This is a genomic window from Streptomyces sp. NPDC042346 (assembly GCF_055581845.1).
This window is the reverse complement of the sequence record NZ_JBVJEH010000014.1, coordinates 20288-44025: the sequence shown is the minus strand read 5'-3', so window position 1 is coordinate 44025 and position 23738 is coordinate 20288. Positions and strand designations below refer to the sequence as shown.

19 protein-coding genes and 1 pseudogene are annotated in these 23738 nt (G+C 73.2%); 11 read left to right on the top strand and 9 right to left on the bottom strand.

Annotated features, from left to right (window positions below; genetic code table 11):
* Positions 1 to 17: 17 nt before the first annotated feature.
* Positions 18 to 263 (bottom strand): DUF7848 domain-containing protein, encoded by a 246-nt coding sequence (locus ACZ6K0_RS38985; protein ID WP_376410108.1) that lies wholly within the window; start codon positions 261 to 263, stop codon positions 18 to 20.
* Positions 260 to 715: a hypothetical protein gene (locus tag ACZ6K0_RS38980; RefSeq protein WP_469234749.1), complete on the bottom strand. Its 456-nt coding sequence runs from the start codon at positions 713 to 715 to the stop codon at positions 260 to 262. The genes ACZ6K0_RS38985 and ACZ6K0_RS38980 overlap by 4 nt, the downstream gene beginning before the upstream one ends.
* 101 nt (positions 716 to 816) lie before the next feature.
* Here ACZ6K0_RS38980 and ACZ6K0_RS38975 point away from each other — a divergent pair, with 101 nt between their 5' ends.
* Positions 817 to 1656: a Scr1 family TA system antitoxin-like transcriptional regulator gene (locus tag ACZ6K0_RS38975; protein WP_469234748.1), complete on the top strand. Its 840-nt coding sequence runs from the start codon at positions 817 to 819 to the stop codon at positions 1654 to 1656.
* Positions 1657 to 1666: 10 nt separating this feature from the next.
* Positions 1667 to 1846 (top strand): annotated as a pseudogene (locus ACZ6K0_RS38970) (DUF397 domain-containing protein); the annotation flags it as partial.
* Here the strand turns inward: ACZ6K0_RS38970 and ACZ6K0_RS38965 are convergent.
* Positions 1837 to 2295: a hypothetical protein gene (locus ACZ6K0_RS38965; protein ID WP_469234746.1), complete on the bottom strand. Its 459-nt coding sequence runs from the start codon at positions 2293 to 2295 to the stop codon at positions 1837 to 1839. The pseudogene ACZ6K0_RS38970 and the gene ACZ6K0_RS38965 overlap by 10 nt on opposite strands.
* A gap of 118 nt (positions 2296 to 2413) precedes the next feature.
* Positions 2414 to 5305 carry a glycoside hydrolase family 3 C-terminal domain-containing protein gene (locus tag ACZ6K0_RS38960; protein WP_469234744.1) on the bottom strand — a complete coding sequence of 964 codons (2892 nt, stop codon included), beginning with the start codon at positions 5303 to 5305 and terminating at the stop codon, positions 2414 to 2416.
* A 368-nt stretch (positions 5306 to 5673) separates the two neighbouring features.
* On the opposite strand from ACZ6K0_RS38960, the gene ACZ6K0_RS38955 reads away from it, so the two are divergent.
* From ACZ6K0_RS38955 to ACZ6K0_RS38935, 5 genes are all read left to right on the top strand, one after another.
* Complete coding sequence (locus ACZ6K0_RS38955; protein WP_469234743.1) at positions 5674 to 7437, top strand: type 2 periplasmic-binding domain-containing protein; 1764 nt, start codon at positions 5674 to 5676, stop codon at positions 7435 to 7437.
* 2 nt (positions 7438 to 7439) lie between these two features.
* Positions 7440 to 8498 (top strand): ABC transporter permease, encoded by a 1059-nt coding sequence (locus tag ACZ6K0_RS38950; RefSeq protein ID WP_469234741.1) that lies wholly within the window; start codon positions 7440 to 7442, stop codon positions 8496 to 8498.
* On the top strand, positions 8495 to 9412 hold the full coding sequence (locus ACZ6K0_RS38945; RefSeq protein ID WP_469234739.1) for a carbohydrate ABC transporter permease: 918 nt from the start codon (positions 8495 to 8497) through the stop codon (positions 9410 to 9412). Before ACZ6K0_RS38950 ends, ACZ6K0_RS38945 begins: the two co-directional genes overlap by 4 nt.
* A 131-nt stretch (positions 9413 to 9543) precedes the next feature.
* Positions 9544 to 11562, top strand: coding sequence for a beta-galactosidase (locus ACZ6K0_RS38940; protein ID WP_469234737.1), 2019 nt, complete (start codon positions 9544 to 9546; stop codon positions 11560 to 11562).
* Positions 11559 to 13760, top strand: a complete 2202-nt coding sequence (locus ACZ6K0_RS38935) for a glycosyl hydrolase family 95 catalytic domain-containing protein (protein ID WP_469234735.1) — start codon at positions 11559 to 11561, stop codon at positions 13758 to 13760. The genes ACZ6K0_RS38940 and ACZ6K0_RS38935 overlap by 4 nt, the downstream gene beginning before the upstream one ends.
* On the opposite strand, the gene ACZ6K0_RS38930 is transcribed toward ACZ6K0_RS38935, so the two are convergent.
* From ACZ6K0_RS38930 to ACZ6K0_RS38915, 4 genes are all read right to left on the bottom strand, one after another.
* Positions 13750 to 14847, bottom strand: coding sequence for a LacI family DNA-binding transcriptional regulator (locus tag ACZ6K0_RS38930; protein ID WP_469234733.1), 1098 nt, complete (start codon positions 14845 to 14847; stop codon positions 13750 to 13752). The genes ACZ6K0_RS38935 and ACZ6K0_RS38930 overlap by 11 nt on opposite strands.
* A gap of 118 nt (positions 14848 to 14965) precedes the next feature.
* On the bottom strand, positions 14966 to 15973 hold the full coding sequence (locus tag ACZ6K0_RS38925) for a hypothetical protein (protein ID WP_469234731.1): 1008 nt from the start codon (positions 15971 to 15973) through the stop codon (positions 14966 to 14968).
* Between the two features lie 153 nt (positions 15974 to 16126).
* Complete coding sequence (locus ACZ6K0_RS38920) at positions 16127 to 17086, bottom strand: zinc-dependent alcohol dehydrogenase (protein WP_469234730.1); 960 nt, start codon at positions 17084 to 17086, stop codon at positions 16127 to 16129.
* A gap of 161 nt (positions 17087 to 17247) precedes the next feature.
* Entirely contained in the window at positions 17248 to 18402 is a 1155-nt protein-coding gene (locus tag ACZ6K0_RS38915) for a mandelate racemase/muconate lactonizing enzyme family protein (protein ID WP_469234728.1), read from the bottom strand.
* A 161-nt stretch (positions 18403 to 18563) separates the two neighbouring features.
* Between ACZ6K0_RS38915 and ACZ6K0_RS38910 the strand changes: the two genes are divergently transcribed.
* On the top strand, positions 18564 to 19346 hold the full coding sequence (locus tag ACZ6K0_RS38910; protein ID WP_376410072.1) for an IclR family transcriptional regulator: 783 nt from the start codon (positions 18564 to 18566) through the stop codon (positions 19344 to 19346).
* 103 nt (positions 19347 to 19449) lie between these two features.
* Here the strand turns inward: ACZ6K0_RS38910 and ACZ6K0_RS38905 are convergent, their stop codons facing one another.
* Complete coding sequence (locus ACZ6K0_RS38905) at positions 19450 to 20841, bottom strand: ROK family protein (RefSeq protein WP_469234726.1); 1392 nt, start codon at positions 20839 to 20841, stop codon at positions 19450 to 19452.
* Between the two features lie 154 nt (positions 20842 to 20995).
* Here ACZ6K0_RS38905 and ACZ6K0_RS38900 point away from each other — a divergent pair, with 154 nt between their 5' ends.
* From ACZ6K0_RS38900 to ACZ6K0_RS38890, 3 genes are all read left to right on the top strand, one after another.
* Complete coding sequence (locus ACZ6K0_RS38900; protein WP_469234724.1) at positions 20996 to 21901, top strand: SMP-30/gluconolactonase/LRE family protein; 906 nt, start codon at positions 20996 to 20998, stop codon at positions 21899 to 21901.
* Between the two features lie 130 nt (positions 21902 to 22031).
* Complete coding sequence (locus ACZ6K0_RS38895; RefSeq protein ID WP_469234722.1) at positions 22032 to 22733, top strand: bifunctional 4-hydroxy-2-oxoglutarate aldolase/2-dehydro-3-deoxy-phosphogluconate aldolase; 702 nt, start codon at positions 22032 to 22034, stop codon at positions 22731 to 22733.
* Complete coding sequence (locus tag ACZ6K0_RS38890; protein WP_469234720.1) at positions 22730 to 23692, top strand: sugar kinase; 963 nt, start codon at positions 22730 to 22732, stop codon at positions 23690 to 23692. The genes ACZ6K0_RS38895 and ACZ6K0_RS38890 overlap by 4 nt, the downstream gene beginning before the upstream one ends.
* Positions 23693 to 23738: the final 46 nt, after the last annotated feature.

The following is a 23738-nucleotide window of genomic DNA, read 5'->3' as shown; positions in this document are numbered from 1 at the left end:
GGGCGGGACTCCGCCGGCTACGGGATCGCCGCCTCCGTCGTCACCAGGGCGACGTACTCCAGGCAGACGGCGAACGTGGTGTGTCCCGTGGCCGCGGTGTGCGCCGCACACCCGACCGCACCGGTCCCGGGCCCCGGTGTCGGCTCCGACTCCCATGCGCACCCGCCGTCCAGACACCTCGCGGTCATGGTGAGCTCGGACTCCGGTCCGGCGTGCTGGACCATGCGGTAGACCGGCGCGACGGTCACCGCCGGCGTGGTCACGGCCGCTCCCGGAACGTCGACTCCGGCGTCCCGTGCGGGTGGTTGCGGATCTCGACGCGGAAGTCCGCAGCCGCCGAATGGTCGTGCTTCCGGCGGCAGTACCGCTCCCGCTCGGACGCGGCCGCGCACGTGGCACAGCCCGGCACCGGAACGGCGGGCGGCACGGGGTCCACCGAGAGGACCACCGGAGGCTCCGGGCAGGTCTGCCTCACGCGCGTCGCCGCCGTGACTGGCGTGGTGAGCACGCGGATCAGTGCGCGCTCGTCCTCGGTCGGACGACGCAGCGTGGACGGTGCAGCCCTCCACGCGCTTCCCCCGCCGAGCCGTTGCAGGTGGACGAACTCGCCGTCCCAGGCGGTCACCTTCCCGAGGCGGGGCTTTCCCTCGGGTGTGTCTGCCGCCATGAACGTCCCGAGGTCGGGGACCGGGGCTGGGCGGTCGCTTTCGCGCATGAGTGCTCCTCTCCGTAGCGAATCCACTACCAGGGGCCACCAGCGTGACGTATATTCGGCAGGTCTTCAAATCTTCAACGTCCTCCTCCAAAAGGAGAGTTGTGGTCAATCGGAAGGAGCTGGACCCGGACGGCGGGCTCGCGGCGGCGTACGGCGCACGTTTGCGCAGGTTGCGAGAGGAGCGAGGCTGGAAGCAGGAGGATCTGGCGGCGCGGACCTCGTACTCGGGCAAGCATGTTTCTGCTGTCGAAACCGCCCGCAGGTCTCCAACTCTCAAATTGTCGCGAGAGATCGACTCCGCCTTTGGTCTGACGGGAACGGCCCAGTCTTTCGAGCGCGAATGGCAGAGGATGCGGGACGGGGTGCTTCTGGAGGGCTTCCCCGAGTACGTCCACTACGAGCGCCAGGCCGTCGAGATTCGCATGTTCGACATTGGGATCATTCCGGGGCTTTTCCAGACCGCCGAGTATGCAGAGGTGCTGGCGGCGTTCAACGTCGAGCGGGGGTCCGTCACGGCCGACCAGGCCGCGCAGAGAGTGGACATTCTGCGTGAGCGTCAGGAGATTCTGGAGCGGCGGCGACCGCCCATGCACTTCGCCGTGCTGGACGAGAGCTGCCTCCGCCAGATGGTCGGTGGCCCCGACGTCATGGCCGCGCAGCTCGACCGGCTCGTCGAATTGGCAGCGCGACCGTTCACGTTCGTCCAGGTGGCACCGTTCAGCATGGGGGAGAGACGTCCGTCCCACATGCCTTTGACCCTCCTGACCCTTGCCGACCGGTCCATGCTCGCCTACACCGAGGCGCAGGCCCGAGGGCGTCTGGTACGGGAGCGCGTCACCTTGACCTACCTGAACACGACCTATCATCGGCTTGCGGCGGAGGCACTCTCCCCTGCGGACTCACTGGCCATGATCAAGGCCCTGCGAGAGAGCATTCTGTGAGGGTCGGGTCCCCCGCCGGCTCAAGTCCTCCTACTGTGACGACGGTGGCAACTGCGTGGAGGTCGCCCACAACCTTGTTCCCACGCTCGGAGTCGTCCCCGTCCGCGACTCCAAGGTTCCGGCCGGTTCGACCTTCGCCGTCTCCGCCGCCGCCTTCGCGGTCTTCGTCGCCTCGGTGCGTCAGCGGTAGTCGTCCGGGTGGCCCTGCATCCACGTGTTGATGAAGTCGCGGGTGCCGACGAGCAGCTTCTCGTGCTTCTTCAGGTTCTCGGAGGAACTGTCGTCGGCCAGCGTCTTGTTGAGCTCGGCGATCTTCTGGATCGGCTCGGGGAAGTGTCCGGGCCCCTTGGGGTCGGCCTTCATCGCCCCGTCCAGCTCCTGGAGTTCCTTGTGGACGCGGCCGAGGACGTCGGCGCAGTCCTTCGCGCAGGATTCGTCACGCGTGGCCTGGAGGGTGGCGAAGGCGCCACGGACATCCTCGCCGGAGGACGGCGCGAGCGAGCCGGTCGTGGCCGATGCCGCCGCGCCAAGGCCCGCCGCCGAACGGTCGGGCTCCGGTGTCGTGCCGCAGGAGACGGCGAGCGCGGCGAGCGCCGTCGCGACCAGGGCGACGCGACGTAAGGATGACGTGCGGGTCATGGTGGGCCCCAGGTAGACGATCACGGGTGCCTACCTACCTCCCGCACGCTGAGAAGAGGCGTCCCGCCGGGCCACGAGGCCCTGGCGGGACGCCCCATGCGCCGCGCTTCCTGGTCCTTCAGCCGGAGAAGGCGACGTGCGCGAGGCGCAACGGCCCGCGCAGTTCGACGCGGAAGTCCGTCACGTCCCGGACGTGACAGGGCGCCCCCACGGTGGTGTGGTCGTACGGGCCGTCCGTGGGCCCCACCGTCACGCGGGCCAGCGCGGCCGTCCCCGTACCGGCGAAGAACGTCACCTCGCCCGCCCCCGCGGCCGTCACGGTCAGTTCCGTGACGCCGTCGCCGAAGTCGCAGGCACGGAAGAGGAGCGTGCCGGGCACGTCCGGATCGGCCGGGGTCACCGCGTCGCCGGAGACCCGGGAGCGGTCGACGATCACGGTCGCGGTCTGCTCGTCGTAGTCGACGGCCGCCAGGCCCGTCTCCCGTACCGGACGCGGCCCGGGCGCCGTACCCGGCACCTCGACGCGGACCGTGCGGCGCACGTCGGCGCTGGAGGTTCCCGCGAGGACCTCGTACGGCCCCGGGTCCACCGCCCACCGGCGGTGGGCCACGTCCCAGAAACCGAGCGCCGCCACCGGCACGGTGAAGGAGAGTGCGGTGGGTGCGCCGGGAGTGAGGTGGACCCGTTCGTGGGCGAGGAGTTCACGGTGCGGCCGTGGCACGGAGGGCGCCACGGCCCGCCCGTACACCTGGACGACCTCGTCCGATGCGACGGCGCCGGTGTTGGTGACGGTGCAGGAGATCCGCATCTCCTCGCCGTCGACGGCGGCCGTCAGCCCCTCGTACCGGACGGTGGTGTACGTCAGGCCGTGCCCGAACGGAAACAGCGGGACGCCGTCGAAATACAGGTACGTCTGGCGCCCGCCGATCACGTCGTAGTCGAGCATCCCCGGCAGGTCGGCGTCCGCCCCGTACCAGGTCTGCGGGAGCCGGCCCGCCGGGGAGACGTCCCCGGCCAGCGTCCGGGCGAGGGCCGTGCCCGCCGCCTGGCCGCCGTGCGCCGTCCAGAGGAGCGCCGGGAGGGTCGCGGCCGCCTCCGGCACCGCGTACGGGTAGGAGGAGACGAGGACGAGCGCCGTCCGGGGGTTCACGGCGTGCGCGGCCCGCCACAGCCGGTCCTGCTGGGCGGGGAGCGCGAGCGTCGTGCGGTCCTCGGTCTCCCGCCCGTTGACGTGCGGGTCGTTCCCCGCGACGACGATCACCACGTCCGCGCCGGCCGCGGCCCGGGCGACCGCCTCCTCGCCCCGCTCGACCGTCTCGACCGAGAACACCTCGGCGGATTCGCGGTCGGCGGCAACCTTCACGCCGTCGGCGGCGACAGAGACGTAGCCACCCGTCCCCAGGTGCAGAAGGAGGTGTCTGTCAGCGTGTGCGTCGCCGTGTCCGTCGCCCTGGGTTTCGAGCCGGAACGTCTCCTGGACGACCCAGCCGCCGGGTTCGTCGGCCGAGGCGCGGACGAACCCGTCCCCGGCGACCGAGAGGTACCGGCCGTCGGGGGCGCGCAGGGTCAGCACCCCGTCGCCCCAGTCGATCAGGGCCAGTTCGGAGCCCTCCGCGTCGGCGGTCAGCGGCGGCAGGTCGGTGCGGCCGGCGAGCAGAGCCGGGTCGAGCGCGACCTCGGTGTCCGGAACCTCGGCCTCCGTCCCGCTCTCCGGCACCCGCAGCCACGTGCCCGACGCGGTACGCAGCCGGATCCGGTCCACCCCCTCGGCGAAGCTCACCCGCTCCGGCCCGAACCGCTCCCGCAGCCCGGCGAGCGGGGTGGAGCGGTGCAGCAGCGAACCGCTGTACCAGTCCAGCTTGCAGGCGTCGGCGAGGAGACCGACGACGGCGATCCGGACCCCTTCCGTCGCCGTGATCGGCAGGAGCGGGCGCTCCTCGCCGACCGGCGGCTCGTTCCTGAGGAGCACGATCGCCGCCTCGGCCGCCTCGCGGGCCAGCTCCCGGTGCTCGGGGGTGTCGAACCGGCTCTCCTCCGCGTACGGATCGAGGTCCGGGTCGAACTCGCCGAGGAGGTACCGCACGGTCAACTGCCGCCGCACCGCCCGGTCGACGTCCGCCCGGTCGATCAGGCCGCGCTCCAGGGCCCCCCGCAGTCGGCCCAGGATCACCGAGGCGTCCGTCCCGTGGTCGGTGAACGAGTCGACCCCGGCGCGCAGCGCCGCCGCCACGGCCTCCTCGTGCGTGGCGAAGTACCCCTGGGAGTCGGCGAGGTTCGACGGGGCTCCCGCGTCGGAGCAGACGAGCAGCTCCTGGTCCGTCCAGCGCCGCAACTCCTCCTCCAGGTACGGGGAGAGGTGGTTCGGGCGCCCGTTGACCAGGTTGTACGCGGGCATCACCCCGGCCACCGCACCCGCCTCGACGGCGCCCCGGAACGCCCGCAGGTCGTACTCGTGCAGGACCCGGGGGCGTACGGACGCGGAGGAAGTGTCGCGCTCCGCCTCGTTGTTGTGGGCCAGCCAGTGCTTGAGGACCGGGGCGGTACGCCAGTACACCGGGTGGTCGCCGCGCAGCCCGCGGGTGAACGCGGTGGCGATCGCGGAGGTCAGCGCCGGGTCCTCCGCGTACCCCTCCTCGCCGCGGCCCCACAGGGGGTTGCGCAGCAGATTCACCGTCGGCGCCCAGACGTTGAGGCCGACCCGGCCGTCCTTGGCGCGCATCGCCCGCGCCTCGCGGGACACCGCCTCGCCGACCCGGCGCACCAGCTCCGGGTGCCAGCTCGCCCCGAGCCCCACGGCCTGCGGGAACACGGTCGCGGGACCCATCCAGGCGACACCGTGCAGGGCTTCCTGTCCGGTGCGGAAGGCGGCGAGCCCCAGACGCTCGACGCCGGGCGTGAACTGGTGGAGCAGGGCCAGGCGTTCGTCGGCGGTGAGCCGGTCGAGCAGATCGTCGACGCGCCGGGCGACGGGAAGGGCCGGGTCACGGAAGGGCGGCCGGTGTGCGGTCACGTGCGAGTCCCTTGGCAGAGGAGTGAGGGGAAGCTTTCGAAGCGCTTCGATGCTCCGTGGGCGGGAAGCGGGTGTCAAGGAGTCGCAGCCGCCCACTTCCCGTGCTCCCAGCGGCTCTTGGTTCCGCACGGCACCCCTCACCGCCCCGGCGGGAAGGCCGAGAAACTCGGAACCGACTCTTGCCGCGCCTGTGACGGTCACTTAACCTCGCAGCAACATCGAAGCGCTTCGACTCGACGGTCGACAGTGCCCGGGGGATCCGCCCCGCCCGCTCCACCTCCACCTCCATCTCCACCTCCACCACCGCAGCCGGCCGGCGCCCTCGCGGTCGCCGTATGCCCTGGCGCGTGCCATGAAGGGTTGACGCAATGACGCCGAACGCCGTCTCCACGGGCTCCCGGAGATCCACCCCGAGCCGGAGCGACACCGGGGAGAGCCGGAGCGACACCGGGCAGAGCCGGAGCGACACCGGGCAGAGCCGGAGGGGCTTCCTCGCCTCCACCGCCGTCGCCGCAGCCGCGGTGGCCGGCGGCGCGCCGCTGCTCGCGGCCTGCGGCGGCGGCTCGGACACCGGGAAGAAGGACGGCACCACGACCGGCAAGGACGCGGCGAAGCTCCTCCCCGCCTTCGTGGCCGGCACCGTCGTCGTCCCCGACATCGCGCCGAAGAACGGCTCCGCCGCCGGCTTCACCCGTGCCATCCCGAGCGCCGAGCTCAAGGCCTCGGTCGCCGCCAAGAAGGGCAAGGGCAGCGCGCTCACGATCATGGCGCCGTTCTGGGGGCCGCCGCCCGCCTCCGACAACCCGTACTACACGGCCATGAACGAGGCCATCGGCGTCCGGGCCACCTGGCAGAACCAGGACGGCAACGTCTACGACCAGAAGCTCGGCGCCGTCCTCGCCTCCAGCGAGATACCCGACGTGGTCGTCGTCCCCGGCTGGAACCTCGGCGGCAAGATCCCCAGCGCGATCAACGCCAAGTTCGAGGACCTCGGCCCGTACCTCTCCGGCGACAAGGTGAAGGCGTACCCGAACCTCGCGGCCATCCCCACCGACGCCTGGCAGCGCTCCCTCTTCGGCGGCAAGCTGCGCGGCCTGCCCATGCCCGCCTCGTACGTCACGAACATCGCCCCCTTCTACCGCAAGGACCTCTTCGACGCCAAGGGATGGCAACTCCCCAAGAGCGCGGACGAGTTCCTCGCCCTTGCCAAGGAGATCACCAGCGCCAAGGCGAAGGTGTGGGCCTGCGGCGACATGACCTGGACCGCCTACAACATGTTCGGCGTGCTCTCCGGCAGCGACAAGGCGCTCGGCTGGCACCTCGTCGACGGCAGGCTCGTCAACCGCGTCGAGACCCCCGAGTACCTCGAAGCCCTGGAGTGGACCCGCAAGGTCTACGACGCCGGAGTCGTCCACCCCGACGAGAAGACCCAGAACCAGGGTGACACCAGCCTCCGCTTCACCGCGGGTCAGTGCCTCATCTACAACAACGACCTCTCCCACTGGTACGCCAAGACGTCCGAACAGGCCGCGCAGAACCCGGCGTTCGCCATGGCCGCCATGGACATCCCCGGCCACGCCGGCGGCGCCCCGAAGCTGTGGGCCACCAACCCCGCCAACATCTGGGCCTTCGTGAAGAAGGGCAGCTCCCAGGCCGTCGTCGAAGACGCCCTCGCCATCGCCGACTTCACCGCCGCGCCCTACGGCACCAAGGAGCGGATGCTCACCGACTACGGTGTCGAGGGCGTCCACCACACCGTCAAGGACGGCCTGCCCGTCAAGACCGACAAGGGCAACCAGGAGGTCAGCAGCTCCTGGCTGTTCGTCGCCAGCCCCGCCCCCTATGTGGCGCACCCCGACACCCCCGAGGTCACCCGGTCCATGGTCGAGTGGCAGCAGCGCATGGGCGCCCACACCTCCAAGTCCTCCTTCTACGGGATGACGATCACCGAGCCGGCGCGGTGGACCGGCCTCATGAACGACTTCGAGCAACTGGAGAAGGACATCGTCCGGGGCCGCAAGAAGGTCTCCGACATGCAGCAGGCCGTCTCCGAGTGGAAGACCAAGGGCGGGGACGAGCTGCGCGACTGGTACCGGAAGCTCCTCGACACCAACGGCTCCGCGGCGAGCTGACCGTGAGCACGCTCGACACGAAAGCGGCGGACGCGGCCGTACGGGCTCCGGACGGCCCGACCTCGCGTGCCCGAAACGGCGGGGGCCGGGGCCGCCGCCGGGGCCGGGGCTGGGGCCGACGCCGTACGGACGGGCGCGTCCCGCTCGGCCGGCGGTTCCGGCGCGACCGGACCCTCCTCCTCATGACCGTCCCGGCGCTCGCGCTCGTCCTGCTCTTCAACTACGTCCCCATCCTGGGGAACGTCGTCGCCTTCCAGGACTACGACCCGTACGTCTCCACCAACGGCGTCACCGCCATGCTCGAAAGCCCGTGGGTGGGCCTCGCCCAGTTCGAACGGGTCTTCTCCGACCCGTCGTTCCGGCACGCCGTCGAGAACACCTTCGTCCTCTTCCTCCTCCAGCTGGTGCTCTTCTTCCCGGTGCCCATCGCGCTCGCCCTGCTCGTCAACAGCGTGCTGCGGCCCCGGGTCCGGGCGCTCGTCCAGGCCGTCCTGTACCTGCCGCACTTCTTCTCCTGGGTGCTCGTCATCACGGTCTTTCAGCAGATCCTCGGCGGCGCCGGGATCATCGCGCAGACCCTCCGGCGCCACGGCCACGAGGGCTTCGACCTCATGACCGACCCGGCGGTCTTCAAGTTCCTCGTCACCGCCGAAGGCATCTGGAAGGACGCCGGCTGGGGCGTCATCGTCTTCCTCGCCGCGCTCGCCGCCGTCAACCAGGACCTGTACGAGGCCGCCGCCATGGACGGGGCCGGGCGGTGGCGCCGCATGTGGCACGTCACCCTGCCCGCGCTCCGGCCCGTGATCGCGCTGCTCCTCGTCCTGCGGGTCGGCGACGCCCTCACCGTCGGCTTCGAGCAACTCCTGCTCCAGCGCGACGCCGTCGGACCCGGGGCCGCCGAGGTCCTCGACACCTTCGTGTGGTGGACCGGCCTGCGCAGCCAGGACTTCAGCTACGCGGCCGCCGCCGGACTGGTCAAGGGAGTCGTCGGCCTCGTGCTCGTCCTCTCCGCGAACAAGGTCGCCCATCTCATGGGCGAGCAGGGGGTGTACCGGAAATGACCCAGCGCCTCGCCCCCTGGCGGGCGGCGCCCGCCCGGCCCGTCTGGGAGGAACCGCCCGGCCGGGCCGGGCTCGCTGCCAAGGGCCTGCTCCTCGCCGCCGCCTGCCTCGCGGTCCTCGTGCCGCTGTGGATCGTCGTCGTCACCAGCCTCTCGTCGAAGAAGACGATCACGGAGGTGGGCGGCCTGGTGGTCGTGCCGAGGGACGTCACCTTCATCGCGTACCAGGAGCTCCTGAGCGGCGGCCAGGTCACGCGCGCGGCGGTCGTCAGCGTGCTCGTCACCCTCGCCGGCACCGTGTTCTCGATGACGGTGTCGATCCTCTGCGCGTACGGGCTGTCCCGGCCCGGCTCGCTCGGGCACCGCTTCATCCTGCTCGCCCTGATGGCCACCATGTTCTTCGGCGCCGGACTCATCCCCACGTACCTGCTGGTGCAGACCCTCGGACTCACCGACACCTACCTGGCCCTGATCCTGCCGAGCGCCGTCAGCGTCTTCAACATCCTCGTCCTGCGCGGCTTCTTCATGGGCATCTCGCCCGAACTCGTCGACAGCGCACGGATCGACGGCGCCGGGGACCTGCGGATCCTCTGGCAGATCGTGATGCCGCTCTCGCGGGCGGTGATCGCCGTCATCACCCTGTTCTACGCGGTCGGTTACTGGAGCGCCTGGTTCAACGCCTCCCTCTACCTCAGCGACCAGAACATGATGCCGCTGCAGAACGTCCTCATCCAGCTCGTCCAGAAACAGGAGATCCCGGTCGGCCTCGGCCAGGCGGTCAGGGCCGGCGACCTCTCCGGACTCGCCGTCCAGATGGCCGTCATGGTCCTCGCCCTCCTGCCCGTCGCCGTCCTCTCGCCCTTCGTCCAGAAACACTTCAGGAAGGGCATGCTGACCGGCGCCGTGAAGGGCTGACCTCGGCCTCGGCCTGTCCCCTCAAGGGCCGACCCCGGCCTTGCCCTGTGCCGTCGAGGGCTGACCTCGGCCTCGGCCTGTGCCGTCAAGTGCCGGCCTGTCCCCACCCCACCTCCCACGGAGACCGCCCGATGCCCCCCAGCCTCGACGACCTGACCCGCCCGCCCGGCCGGCCGCCCCGGCTGCTCTACGGCGGCGACTACAACCCCGAGCAGTGGCCCGAGGAGACCTGGGCCGAGGACGCCCGGCTCATGCGCGAGGCCGGAGTCACCTCCGTCACCCTCGGCGTCTTCTCCTGGTCCCGCATCGAACCCACCCCGGGAGCGCGGGAGTTCGGCTGGCTCGACCGGGTCATGGACCTCATGCACGCGCACGGCATCGGCGTCGTCCTCGCCACCCCCACCTCCTCGCCCCCGCCGTGGCTGGGGCACCGCCACCCCGAGACGCTGCCCCGCGACGAGGACGGCAGGACCGAGTGGTGGGGCTCCCGCCAGCACTTCTCCCACTCCAGCGAGGTCTACCGGCGCCACGCGGCCGCCATCACCGAGGACCTCGCCGCCCGGTACGCCCGCCACCCCGCCCTGACCATGTGGCACATCGGCAACGAGTACTGCACCCACGACTGGGGCGACGAGGCCGCCCGCACCTTCCGCCGCTGGCTCCAGGACCGGTACGGCACCCTCGACGCCCTCAACACCGCCTGGGGCAGCGACTTCTGGGGCCAGCGGTACGGGGAGTGGGACGAGGTCCTGCCGCCCCGCCGCGCCCACTACCTGAAGAACCCGACCCACGTCCTCGACTTCCGGCGCTACACCTCCGACCTGCTCCTGGAGTGCTACCGCGCCGAACGCGACATCGTCCGCCGCCACACCCCGCACCTCCCCGTGACCACCAACTTCATGCCCTTCTGGTCCGGCCAGGACGGCTGGGCGTGGTCGGCGGAGGAGGACGTCGTCTCCGTTGACGTCTACCCCGACCCCCGCGACCCGCTCGGCGGCCAGTACAACGCGATGATCGGCGACCTGACCCGCTCCGAGGCCGGCGGCCGACCGTGGATGGTCATGGAGCAGGCCGCCGGAGCGGTCAACTGGCGAGGCGTCAACCACCCCAAGCCGTACGGCCTCAACCGCCTCTGGGCGCTCCAGTCCGTCGCCCGCGGCGCCGACGCCGTCTGCTACTTCCAGTGGCGCCCGTCCCGCCAGGGAGCAGAGACGTTCCACTCCGGGATGCTCGGCCACGCCGGCGAACGCGGCCGGGTCTTCCGCGAGACCGTCCGCATCGGCGAGGACCTCGCCGCCCTCGGCCCCCGGGTCGCGGGGAGCCGCGTGACCACCGAGATCGCCCTCCTCCACGACTGGCACTCCTGGTGGGCCGAGACCCCGGACGGGGCGCTCTCCACCCGCGTCGACCACGCCGAGCTCGTCCGCGCCTGGCACCGGGCCCTCTGGGACGCCCACCTCCCGGTCTCCTTCGCCCACCCCCACCACGACCTGAGCCGCCACCGGCTCGTCCTCGTCCCGCACCTCCACCTCCTCGACGACGCGGCGATCGAGAACCTCACCGCGTACGTGCGCGACGGCGGCACCCTCGTCTGCGGCTTCCTCACCGGCATCGCCGACCAGGACGACCGGGTCCGCCCCGGCGGCATGGACGCCCGGCTCCGCGACCTCCTCGGCATCGACCTGCTCCAGGAGTGGTGGCCGCTCGACGAGGGCGAGCACGTCGACTGCGGCACCTTCCACGGCACCCTCTGGTCCGAGGAGCTCACCCCGGCGCCGGGCGCCGAGACCGTCGCCGCCTACCGGGGCGGCGCACTCGACGGACTCCCCGCCATCCTCCGCAACGGCCGCGCCTGGTACGTCTCCACCCTCCCCGAACCCGCCGCCCTGAGCGTGCTGCTCGCCTCCGTCGCGCGCGAGGCCGGGGTGCGCCCCGTCCTCGACGACCTGCCCGAGGGCGTCGAGGCCGTCCGCCGCGGCGACCTGCTCTTCCTCCTCCACCACGGCGGCGACCCCGTCACGGTGCCGCTTCCCGGCCGCCACCGCGACCTGCTCACCGGAGCCGTGACGGAGGGAGCCGTGAAGCTGGACCGGTTCGGCGTCGCCGTCCTGGAGGAACACGAACCCGCGCCCGGGGAGGACCGCCCGTGATCCACGGCACCTGGGAGCCCGCGCCCGCCGCCCGCTGGGAGGACGCCTTCCTCGCCGGGAACGGCCGGCACGGGGCCCTCGTCTTCGGCGACCCCCAGGACGACCGGGTGATCGTCACCCACCACACCCTCGTACGGCCGAACAACGACCCCGCCGACACCGCGCCGCCCCGCCTCGCCGCAGCCCTGCCCGCCCTCCAGGACGCCCTGCTCGCCGGGGACGCGAACGCCGCCGAACGCTTCACGGACGACCGGCCGCTGCGCTGGGTCCGCCCCTTCCACCCCGCGTTCCAGACCCGGATCCGGCGCGGGCCCTTCGGCAACGGCGTGGCGACGCGCCGGTCCGTCGACTTCACCACCGGGGTGGTCACCGGCGTGTCCGGGGAGCGGCGCAGCGAAGCCTTCGTCTCCCGCGCCGACGACGTCCTCGTCCAGTACGTCGCCGAGCCCGGTCCGGTCGTCGAGGTCGACCTCGACCACCGGCTGCCCGGCGTCCCCGCCGCGCTCGACGTGGGGCGCGGCATCGCCTCCGCCCGCCGCGAGACCGTCCTCACCCTGCGGGCCCGCTACCCGGAGAGCTCCCTCGGCTACACGGGCCTCACCCTCGTCCTCGGCGACGCCGGGCGTACCACGGTCACCGCCTCGGGCGTACGGATCGAGGGCGCCCGGCGGCTCCTGCTCCTCACCCGGGTACGGCGGCACGAACGGGCCACGGAGACGGACATGGTCCGCGAGACCGAGGCCCTGCGTGCCCTGGCCGGTGCCTCCGACGACCTCCCCGGCATGTACGCGCGGCTCCTCGCCCGGCACACCGCGCTGCACGGCCCCGCCTACGGGCGCGTCGCCCTCGACCTCGGCGCGGACGCGGCAGAACGGGCCCTCCCCGGCTCCGCGCTGCTCGGCCGCCCCGACAGTCCCGCCCTCCTGGAACGCCTCTTCGCCGCCGGCCGCTACCACCTGCTCTCCTCCTCGGGCCTCCTGCCGCCCCGGCTCCCAGGGCTGTGGACCGGCGACTGGAACACCGCCTGGTCGGGGGCGTTCACCACCAACGCCAACCTCAACCTCCAGACCGCCTCCGCCGTCGCCGCCGATCTCCCCGAGGTGACGGAGGCTCACCGAGCCCTCATCGAGGGCCAGTCGGCGGACTGGCGGGACAACGCCCGGGACATCTTCGGCGCCCGCGGCATCGTCGCCCCCACCCACACGGACGGCGCCTCGGGCCACACGTACCACTTCAGCCGCGAGTACCCCCTCCACCTGTGGACGGCCGGAGCCGACTGGCTGCTCGTCCCGCTCCTCGCCCACGAGGAGGCGACCGGTCGGCGCGACCCGCGCGTCACCGCCCTCCTCGGCGAACTCGCCGCCTTCTACGAGGACTTCCTCACCCGCACCGGACCCGACGGCCGGATCGTGATCGTCCCCTCCTACTCCCCGGAGAACCGCCCCCGCGGCGGAGGCTGGGGCGCGGTCGACGCCACCATGGACATCGCCGCCGCCCGGCACGCCCTGCGCGCCGCCGCCGACCGTGCCCCGGACCCGGACGCCACCCGGCTCCGGGCGCTCGCCGACCGGCTCCCGCCGTACCGGGTCAACGACGACGGCGCGCTCGCCGAATGGACCCGGCCCGGTCTCGGCGACCGCTACGACCACCGGCACCTCAGCCACCTCTACCCGGTGTGGCCGCTGGACGACATCAACCCGTACGACACCCCCGACCTCGCCGCGGCCGCCCGCCGTGCCCTCGAACTCCGGGGCAGCGAGAACGACTCGGCCCACGGCCACCTCCACCACGGTCTGGTCGCCGCCCGGCTGCGGGACGCCGCCCGCACCGAGGACGCCCTCGCCCGAGTGCTCACCGGCGACTACTTCCACGCCTCCCTCATGAGCGCGCACTATCCCGGCCGCGACGTCTACAACGCCGACGCCGCGCACACCCTGCCCGCGCTCCTCATCGAGGCCCTCGTGCAGTCGACGCCCGAGCGGCTCGTGCTCCTGCCCGCGCAGCCCGCCCGCTGCCCGCGCGGCCGGCTCACGGGCGTACGGACCCGGTTCGGCGCGCGCGTCGACCTGACGTGGTCACCGGGGGAGTACCGGGCGGTCGTCCGGCCGGACCGGGACGTGGAGGTCGAGCTCAGGAGCCCGGCGGGGGCGTCCCGGCTCGTCCTGCGCGCGGGCGAGGAGCGGACCATCAGTTCCTGACCGCACGCGCCGGCGGGGGCCCGGAGCTGTCCCGGACCGTCAGGCCCGGGGTGAGGAGCTCGACGCCCACGGCCCCGTCGTGCGCCGACCCGTCGCGGGCGGCACGCGCCGCTCCCTCGCCGACGGGGTGCGCCGGATCCTCGTCTGCGGGGTGCGTCGAGAGTCCCGCGATCAGTCGCTCCACGGCCCGGCGGCCCAGCTCCTGCGCGGGGATCGCCACCGAGGTGAGCGCCACCGAGGCCTGCGCGGCGATCGGCTCCGGGCAGACGGCGACCACCGACACGTCCTCGGGAACGGCCCGCCCCGTCCTCCGCAGAAGCGCGAGCAGCGGCTCGACGGCCGTCTCGTTCTGCACGACGAAGGCGCTGACCCCGGGCCGCTCGTCGAAGATCCGGGCCAGCACCCCCGCGACGGCGTCGTGTCCGCCCTCGCAGGGCCGGTGCAGCAGACCGACGCCGAGCCCGGCCGCCCGGTCGCGCAGGCCGCGCAGGGTCCGCTCGGCGAAGCCGGTGTGCCGGGCGTAGACGCCGGGGGCCTCGCCGATCACGGCGATCTCCCGGTGCCCGAGCCCGGCCAGGTGCTCCACACAGAGCGCCCCGGCGGCCGTGAAGTCCAGGTCGACACAGTTCAGTCCCGCGGGATCGGCGGGCAGCCCGACGAGGACGGCGGGCGGGCCGGCCGCACGCAGCACCGGCAGTCGCTCGTCGTCGAGCTGGACGTCCATCAGGATCACCGCCTCGGCCAGGCCGCTACCGGTGACCCGGCGCAGCGCCGAGGGGCCCTCCTCGCCGGTGAGCAGCAGCACGTCGTAGCCGTGGCCCCGGGCGGTCGTGGCGACGCTGACCGCGATCTCCAGCATCACCGGCACGTACATGTCGGTCCGCAGGGGCACCATGAGCGCGATGATCCGCGAACGGCCGCGCGCCAACGCCCGTGCACCCGCGTGCGGTTGGTAGCCGAGCTGCTCGATGCTGGCCCGTACCCGCAGTCGGGTCGGGCCGGAGATGGGACGCTTGCCGCTGAGCACGTAGCTGACCGTGCTCGCCGACACACCGGCGTGCCGGGCGACGTCGACAAGGGTGACCATCCGTTCTCCCCGCGGCCCGTGACAGTGGTGAAACGCTTCGACGAAGACCGTCGAGTGATCGCTTCGGCGACCCAGCGAGACCGTAACGTGACCGTGCTGACGTGTCCAGGGTCCAGGATCAGGAATATCGAAGCGCTTCGACATCGCGCCTGGCCGAAGGGGCGTCGTCGGTGACGGGGAAGCGGCGCAGCTCGCCGGGGTCCCGGGAGCCGAGCGGGGACATCCCGCCGTCCGCCCCGAGCCGGGCGAGCAGGTCGAGGACGAGCCGCCCGCGCCGTACCCGCTCGCGCGCGGTGGCGAGGGCCTGGTCCCGCAGGTGCGCGCCGTAGGGGTAGATCCCGGCCGCCCGGCTCAGCCCGAACTTCAGGTACAGCGGCGCGCCCCGCCGGATCAACTCGGCCGCCTCGTACATCCGGACGTACCCTCCGAGGTCGTCCGGAGCCTCGACGTACAGATCCATGGGCGCGCGGCTGACCCGGCGGATCTCCGTGAGATGCGCGAGGGTCAGGTCGGAGGGCACGTTGAGCGAGTCGGCGCCGAGCCGCTCGTGGACGGCGAACGCCGCCGGATTGACCGGGCCGATCAGCGCGGACACCTTGAAGGTGGTGTCGCCGGGCAACACCCCTTCGGTACGCAGCCGGTGCAGCGTCCACAGGACGCCCTCGTCGGCGACGAGCAGGCAGCGGACGCCCAACTCGGCGGCGCGCAGGGCATCTTCGACACAGCCGGCGAGTCCGTCATGGCCCCGGGCGCGGAGCCCGGCGCCGCCGGATTCGGTGCGCGTGGCGGCCCCGGTGTCCCAGGTGCCTCGCGGTCCGGTGAACAGGCAGAGCTCGACGGAGCGTTCGGCGCAGGCGCCGACCATCTCGGTGATCTCCGCGTCGGTGAGCATCCAGACGCCGCTGCCCTGGCTGACCCGGTGCACGGGAACGCCGAGCCGCTCGCTCTCCGCGAGGACGACGGCGAGCGCCTCGGGGCCCTCGACGGACGGGAGTTCGGTCCGCCACAGCCCGCCGTCGGGGAAGGTGTGCGGGGAGGTGGCGGCGAGGTCGTCCGCCGGTACGGGGTGGCCGATGCGGCGGAGCGCTTCGCCGCCGGGTCGTCGGGGTGCCGGTCGCGTGGTCATCGGGATCCTCTGATTCGGGAGGTCGGACGAGGTGCGGAGCGGGAAGGGCCGGCCGGGAGAGGCGGGAGAGGCGGGAGAGGCGGGAGGGGCGGGAGAGGTAGGAGGGTGGGAGGGGCGGGATGGCCGGGCCGGGAGGGGCGGGCCGGGCGGTTCTCAGGGGAGCAGCAGGACCTTGCCGGTCCCCGCCGCGCCGCCGCCCACCAGGGCGAGCGCCTCGCCGAACCGCTCCAGCGGGAACGTGTGCGTGACGAGGGGCGCCGGGTCGAGGATCCCGGCCGAGAAGGCGCGCACCACGTCCGCCCAGGCGGCGGAGGAGGCGCCGAAGACGGAGCGGAGCTCCAGTTGGCTCACCGACAGATGGACCGGGTCGATCCCGGTGGCGCCCGCCGTGAACATGCCGGTCAGCACCACCCGTCCGCCCCGCCGCGCGAGGAGGCAGGAGGACGCGGCCGTCGTGGGCGCCCCGGCGGTCTCCACGACCAGGTCGTAGCGCCCGGACACGCCGTCCGCCGCCGCCTCCGCCGGGGACAGCGCACGGTCGGCGCCGAAGACCAGGGCCTGCGCGGCCCGCTCCGCCCGGGGGTCGACGACGGCGAGCTCGGCGGGGGAGGACGCGGCGAGCCACTGGACGGCGAGCAGGCCGAGCGTCCCGGCGCCGACGACGGCGATCCGCTCGCCAGGGCGCGGCCGCCCGGCCCGTACGGCTGCCGCGACGACGGCGGCGGGTTCGAGAAGGGCGGCGGCCCGCAGGTCCACGCCGTGGGGGAGCGGGTGCAGCAGGCGTGCCGGGACCAGCAGATGGTCGGCGAAGGCGCCCGGTTCGGTGAAGCCGGTCTCCGCGTACCCGGCGGTGCAGAGGCTGGTCTCCCCGTACCGGCACCGCTCGCACGTGCCGCAGGCCCGGAAGCCCTCGGCGACGCACGGCCGGCCCACCAGCGCGGGGTCCACCCCGGAGCCGACGGCCTCCACGGTGCCGGACCACTCGTGCCCCGGCACCACCGGATAGCGGACATACCCCGGGGCGCGGTGACCGTCGTACAGCTCGCGGTCGCTCAGACAGATCCCGGCGGCGGCGACCCGCACCCGGACCTCACCCGGTCCTGGCTCGGGCAACTCCTGCTCGACGAGGTGATGTTCGCCGGGACGGTCGACGACGATCGCGCGACTGGGACTGCGACTGGGCCTGGGACTGGGACTGGGACTGGAACTGGGAACGGGACTGGGAACGGGACTGCGACTGGGACTGGCCGGTCCTCGGCTCGCGGGTCCATCGCTCATCGGGGCCTCCTCTTCTCCCAGCCCTCGGCCCACAGGTCGAACCGGGCCCGCTGCTGCGGGAATTCGGCCGCCGCGTCCACGTCCAGCTCGACGCCGAGTCCCGGCGCGTGCGAGACGGTGAAGCAGCCCGTCTCCGGATCGACCTCCGGCGCCCCGCGCACCACCTTCTTGATCTCGGCGTCCGCGAAGTCGTTGAAGTGCTCCAGGACCTTGAAGTTCGGTGTGCAGGCGGCGAGCTGGAGGGAGGCGGCGGTGAGGACCGACCCTCCGACGTTGTGCGGGGCGACGAGCACGTAGTGGGTCTCGGCGGTGGCGGCGAGCTTCCTGGCCTCCAGGATGCCGCCGATGTGCCCGACGTCCGGCTGGACGATGTCGGCCGCCTGCGACTCGAACAGCTCCCGGAACTCGATCCGGTCGTGGATCCGTTCCCCGGTCGCGATCGGCAGGTCGACCTTCTCGGCCACCTTCCGCAGGGCCTTGAGGTTCTCCGGCGGCACCGGCTCCTCCAGCCACGCGGGCCGGAACGGGGCCAGGTCGCGGGCGAGCCGGACGGCCGTCGCGGGGGAGAAGCGGCCGTGCATCTCGACCATCAGCTCCGTGTCCGGGCCGATCGCGTCCCGCACGGCCTCGATGAGCGAGACCGCGTACCGCGAACGCTCGGCGTCCAGCTCGAACCGGCCGTTCCCGAACGGGTCGATCTTCAGCGCCCGGTAGCCGCGGGCCACGACCTCGCGGGCCGCCGCGTGGTAGGCCTCCGGGGTCCGCTCGGTCGTGTACCAGCCGTTCGCGTACGCCGGCACCCGGTCGGTCACCTGCCCGCCGAGCAGCTGCCACACCGGCACGCCGAGCGCCTTGCCCTTGATGTCCCAGCAGGCCGTCTCCACGACGGCGATGCCGGACATCACGATCTCCCCGGCCCGCCCGAAGTCGCCGTACTTCATGCGGCGTACGAGATCCTCGACCGCGAACGGGTCGGAACCGGCGATGTGACGGTCCTCCGCCTCGCGGAGATAGCCGATCAGGGCGTCGGTGTGCCCGAGCATCCGGGTCTCGCCGACCCCGGTCAGGCCCTCGTCGGTGTGGACCAGGACGTAGGTCAGATCGCGCCAGGGCGTTCCGACGACATGCGTGGTGATTCCCGTGATGCGCACGGTGGTTGCTCCCCGGGGACGCTGGCGTGATGTTCGAGATATCGAATACTGTTCGGTGGATCGGCGAGACCGTAGGCAGCGGCCCGCCGACGTGTCAATGGGAGCGCGTCCACGCGGACGCCTCCCGGAATCTCGCACGAGCAGAAGGTGGGGTGGGCCTCGTGGGACGACTCGTTCCGGCGGTGACCAGGGCTTTCGACATACTGGAGCTCTTCCTCCAGGGCGACGGGACGCTGTCCGCGCCCGAGATCACCCGCAGGCTCCAGCTGCCGCGCACGACCGTGCACGAGCTGGTCGCCACCCTGACCGCCCGCAACTACCTCGTCCCGGTGCCGGAGCAGCCCGGCCGCTACCGGCTCGGCGTCCGCACGTACCAGCTCGGCAGCCGGTACGCGGAGCAGCTCGACCTCGCCGCCGAAGGCCACCAGGTCGCCCGCGAGGTGGCCGACACCTGCGGCGAGACCGTCCACGTGGCCCTCCTGGAGGGCATGGACGTCATCTACATCGCCAAGGTCGACTCCACGCACGCGGTGCGGATGGTCTCCGCGACGGGCCGCCGGCTTCCCGCCCACTGCACCGCCGTCGGCAAGATGCTCCTTGCCTCCCTCCCCGCGGCCGAGCTCGAAGCGCGCCTCGAAGAGCGGCTCGAAGAAGGGCCGTTGGAGTCCATGACGCCGAACAGCCTCAGCGATCCGGACGTGCTGCGGGCCGCGCTCGCGGAGATCGGGATCCTCGGTGTCGCCGTCGAGCTCCAGGAGTCCAACCCGGACGTCAGCTGTGTCGCCGCGCCCGTACGGGACCGGTCGGGGCGCGTCGTCGCGGCGCTGTCCGTCTCGGTGCCGGTCCACCGCTGGAGCGAGGACCGGGAGAACGAACTGACAGCCCTCGCCGCGCGGGGCGCCGGCGACCTCTCGGCCAGGCTGGGGCACCGGGGCGGGCGCTGAAGCAGGCGCTGAAGAAGGTACTGAGTCGGGCCGTGAGCCGGGCGGTGAGCCGGGGGCTGAGCCGGGCGGTGAGACCCGCCGGCCCGCTCCGGTCCGGGGCCCCTCAGGCCTCCGCATCGGCGGACCCGGCGCGCCGGCCGTCCCGGCGCTCCCGGGGCTGACGCATCCGGCTGACCGGCCCGAAGACCTCCCGGTCGTTGAGGAAGCCCTCCAGGGCGAAGGTGGCCGCCCCCCGGGTGACCGCGTTGTGCGGGACCGCGCTGCGCCGCAGGGTCGCGGCCCGGTACGGCAGCGGGAGCGCGTGCCGGATCACCGCCTCGTACGTGGCGGTCAGCAGCCGCTCCCCGAGCAGGTCGACGACCTGGTTGCCGAGGACGAGCACCCGGGGGTTGAAGAGGTTGACCAGATTGGCCACCGCCGCACCCAGGTAGCGCCCGGTCCTGTCGATGACGGCGGCGGCCGTCGGGTCCTGCTCCGCCGCCGCGCGCGCCAGGGCGGCGACCGTGGCCGCGTCGTCCTGCCCGGGTCCCGGCCCTGTCCCCGGTCCCGACCCTGTCCCCGGTCCCGGCTCTGTCCCAGAGCCTTCCCCCGGTCCCACCGCCGTCCCCGTGCCCGCGCCCGTCCCCGGCCCCGTCCCCGTCGCCCGCTCGTCGTCGGCCGCGAGTTCGCGCCAGGTCTGCGCGATCCCCCGGGTGCTCACGTACGCCTCCACACAGCCCCGGTTGCCGCAGGTGCACAGGCGGCCGTCGAGGGCGATGCAGGTGTGGCCCCACTCGCCCGCGCTGTTGGTGAAGCCCCGGTAGAGCTGCCCGTCGATCGCGAGCCCGGCGCCGACACCGGCCCGCAGGGTGAGCACCACCAGGTCGTCCACCTCGCGCCCGGCGCCGAACCACAGCTCCGCGACCGTGCTGGCCCGCAGCGGGTTGTCGAGCCACAGGGGCAGCCCGAGGCGCTCGTCGAGCAGGGCGCGCAGGGGTACCTCGTGCCAGGACCAGTACGGGGAGAAGGACGAGACGCCGCCCTCGCGCTCCACCATGCCCGGCACGCTGACCCCGGCCCCGAGCACCCGCTCGCGGGGTACCCCGGAGGCGCTCAGCAGCTCCTCCACGCAGCCGGCGAGGACGTCGACGACGTCGGAGGGGCGGACGTCACCCGGCGGGAGCGGGCGCTCGACCGAGTGCCGGACCTCAAGGGCCAGGTCGAAGAGTTCGGCGTGCACCGAGGTCTCGGCGATGTCGACACCGATCAGCGCGCCCCGCTCGGCGTTGACGGCGAGGCGGGCGCGGGGCCGGCCGCCGCTGGAGTCCTCGTGGCCGGCCTCGACGAGGACGCCGGCCTCCAGGAGCTCGGCGGTGAGGTTGGCGACGGTGGCGAAGGAGAGCCCGGTCGCCGCCGCGATGTCCTGGCGGCTCATCGCGCCCGGGCCCGCGTAGACGCGCCGCAGGACCTCGAAGCGGTTGAGGCGTCGGATGTCCTGCGACGTCCGCTTGATCATCTGTGCTGTCCTCCGGTCGACGGGGCACGACGCGGCCGTGCTGTCCCGGCGATCTTATTCGAAGGGTTGGAAGAAGCGGTGCAGGGGTTATTTACAACCGTTAGACGAAGCCCTAGCTTTTGTGGAGCCAGCCGAGGACAACCGTGGAGGACAGATGCTGCACCTCAGGGCCGTGCCCTGCTCCCCCCTGCCCGGACGCCTGACGGAAGGACCCCTCTGGGACGACCGGCGCCAGGAAATGCTCTGGGTGGACATCCCGGACGGCCTGGTCCACCGCGCCGGCCTGACCGACGGAGAGGACGGGCCCGACCTGGCGCCCCTCGCCACCCTCCGCTTCGACCGCCCCGTCGGCGCCGTCGCCCTCTGCGCCTCCGGAGCCCTCCTCGCCGCCGCCGGCACCTCCGTCCTGCACCTCGCCGAGGGCCGCCCGGTCGCCGAGGCCGTCGAACTCGCCGCGCCCGTCCTCCCCGACGACGGCCTGCCGCGCCGCATGAACGACGCCGCCGTCGACCCCGTCGGCCGGCTCCTCGCCGGCACCATGGCGTACGACGAGAGCCCCGGCGCGGGCACCCTCTACCGCCTCGACGACGACGGACTCGCCCCCCTGCTCGACTCCGTCACCATCTCCAACGGCCTCGGCTGGAGCCCCGACGGCAGCCTCCTCTACTACGCCGACAGCCCCACCGGCCGCGTCGACGTCTTCGCCTACGACCCCGAGAACGGCGCCCTGAGCGACCGGCGCCCCTTCGCCGTCCTCGACCGGGGCGTCCCCGACGGACTCACCGTCGACAGCGCGGGCCGCGTCTGGGTCGCCGTGTGGGGAGGCGGCGAAGTCCTCGCCTTCACCCCCGACGGCACCCTCCACGCCCGCGTGGAGGTACCCGCCTCGCACGTGACGAGCTGCGCCTTCGCCGGCCCCGCACGCGACGTCCTGGTCATCACCACGGCGACCGAGGGCCTCGACGAGGAAGCCCGGCTCGCCGAGCCCCACGCCGGCCGCCTCTTCGTCTGCCGCCCCGGCGCCACCGGCCTGCCCACCACTCCGTACGCCGACCACTGACCCCCGGCACTCGGTACGCCGACCAATCACTCCCGGCATTCGGTACGCCGACCACTGCCCCCCCCGGCACTCGATACGCCGACCACTGACCCCGGCGGAACGCGCCCAGACCGCAAGGAAGCACCGCACCATGACCACCCCACACCACGACGCCACCCCGAGTGCCACCCGGACAGCCAACCCGCGTGCCACGCCGAGCGCCGCGCACGAAGGCCTGCGCGCCGCGCTGGCCGCCGCTCCCGTCATCGCGATCCTCCGCTCCGCCTCCGCCGCCCGCTTCGCCGAAGTCACGGACACCCTCCGGGCCTCCGGCGTCCGCGCCGCCGAGTTCACCCTCACCACCCCCGGAGTCCTCGACGCGCTCCGCGAGTACGCCGCCGACGCCCCGCCCGGGCTCGCGCTCGGCGCGGGCACGGTGACCACGCCCGCCGAGGCCCGGGCCGCCGTCGAGGCCGGAGCCACCTACCTCATCACCCCGACCACCTTCACCGAGGTCATCGCCGAGGCCGTCCGCCTGGACGTCCCGGTGCTCCCCGGCGCCTACACACCCACCGAGATCCTCACCGCCTGGCGCGCCGGCGCCACCATGGTGAAGCTCTTCCCCGCCGCGACCGGCGGACCGGAGTACCTCCGCGCCGTCCGCGCCCCGCTGCCCGACATCCCCCTCGTCCCGACCGGCGGTATCGGCGCCGCCGACGCCCCCGCCTACCTCGCCGCCGGCGCCACCGCCCTCGGCGTCGGCAGCCCCCTCGTCGGGGACGCCTGCGAGGGCGGCTCCCTCGCGGCCCTCGCCGACCGCGCGGCCGCCTTCCTCGACGGCATACGCCGATGACGCCGGCAGCGCCCGAACTGGTCACCCTCGGCGAGGTCATGGCGGTCGCCGCCGCCACCGCGCCCGGCCCGTTCGCCACGGGAGCACCCCTGCGGCTCGGCTGGGCGGGCGCGGAGGCGACCGTCGCCATCGGCGTCAGCCGGCTCGGTCACCGCGCGGCCTGGACCGGCCGCGTCGGGGACGACGCGACGGGCGCGATGGTCCTCGCCGGACTCCGCGCCGAGGGCGTCGACGTCTCCGGCGCCCGTACGGACCCGGCGGCCCCCACCGGCCTGATGCTCCGCGAACGCCGCACCGCCGACCGGCTCCGCGTCACGTACTACCGCGCCGGACTCGCCGGCTCCCGGCTCGCTCCCGCCGACCTCGACGAAGCACAGCTCACCGGGGCCCGGATCCTCCATGTCACGGGCATCACCCCGGCGTTGAGCACCACGGCCCGCGCCGCCGTCGAGCACGCCGTCGCGGTCGCCCGGGCCGCCGGGGTCACCGTCTCCTTCGACGTCAACCACCGCGAACGCCTCTGGAGCCGCACCGAGGCCGCCAATGTCCTCGCCCGCCTCCTCCCGTACGCCGACATCGTCTTCGCCGGACCCGAGGAGGCCTCCCTCTTCGTGCCCGAGGTGCCCGAGGACGAGCCGGAACGGATGGCCCGCGCCCTGACCCGGCTCGGCCCCGCGCAGGCCGTGCTCAAGCTCGGCGCCGACGGGGCCCTCGCGGTCGCCGACGGCGAGCTCCACGTCCAACAGGCCGTACCCGTCACGGCCGTCGACCCCGTCGGCGCGGGCGACGCCTTCGTCTCCGGCTACCTCGCCGCCGTACTCGACGGCTCCCCGGCACCGGAACGTCTCCGTCTCGCCGCGCTCTGCGGAGCCTTCGCGGTCTCCGTCCCCGGCGACTGGGAGGGCCTCCCGCGCCGCGCCGAACTTGGCCTGCTCGCCGCCCAGGACATCAGCCGCTGAGCCTCCGAACCCGACCGCCCCGCTCCGTACGACCACACAGGAACCC

Bases quoted from the DNA above. Each gene is read 5' to 3' on its own strand.
- ACZ6K0_RS38980 (WP_469234749.1), bottom strand. From the start codon at position 715: ATGCGCGAAAGCGACCGCCCAGCCCCGGTCCCCGACCTCGGGACGTTC.
- ACZ6K0_RS38965 (WP_469234746.1), bottom strand. From the start codon at position 2,295: ATGACCCGCACGTCATCCTTACGTCGCGTCGCCCTGGTCGCGACGGCG.
- ACZ6K0_RS38955 (WP_469234743.1), top strand. From the start codon at position 5,674: ATGACGCCGAACGCCGTCTCCACGGGCTCCCGGAGATCCACCCCGAGC.
- ACZ6K0_RS38945 (WP_469234739.1), top strand. From the start codon at position 8,495: ATGACCCAGCGCCTCGCCCCCTGGCGGGCGGCGCCCGCCCGGCCCGTC.
- ACZ6K0_RS38940 (WP_469234737.1), top strand. From the start codon at position 9,544: ATGCCCCCCAGCCTCGACGACCTGACCCGCCCGCCCGGCCGGCCGCCC.
- ACZ6K0_RS38930 (WP_469234733.1), bottom strand. From the start codon at position 14,847: ATGGTCACCCTTGTCGACGTCGCCCGGCACGCCGGTGTGTCGGCGAGC.
- ACZ6K0_RS38925 (WP_469234731.1), bottom strand. From the start codon at position 15,973: ATGACCACGCGACCGGCACCCCGACGACCCGGCGGCGAAGCGCTCCGC.
- ACZ6K0_RS38905 (WP_469234726.1), bottom strand. From the start codon at position 20,841: ATGATCAAGCGGACGTCGCAGGACATCCGACGCCTCAACCGCTTCGAG.
- ACZ6K0_RS38900 (WP_469234724.1), top strand. From the start codon at position 20,996: ATGCTGCACCTCAGGGCCGTGCCCTGCTCCCCCCTGCCCGGACGCCTG.
- ACZ6K0_RS38895 (WP_469234722.1), top strand. From the start codon at position 22,032: ATGACCACCCCACACCACGACGCCACCCCGAGTGCCACCCGGACAGCC.
- ACZ6K0_RS38890 (WP_469234720.1), top strand. From the start codon at position 22,730: ATGACGCCGGCAGCGCCCGAACTGGTCACCCTCGGCGAGGTCATGGCG.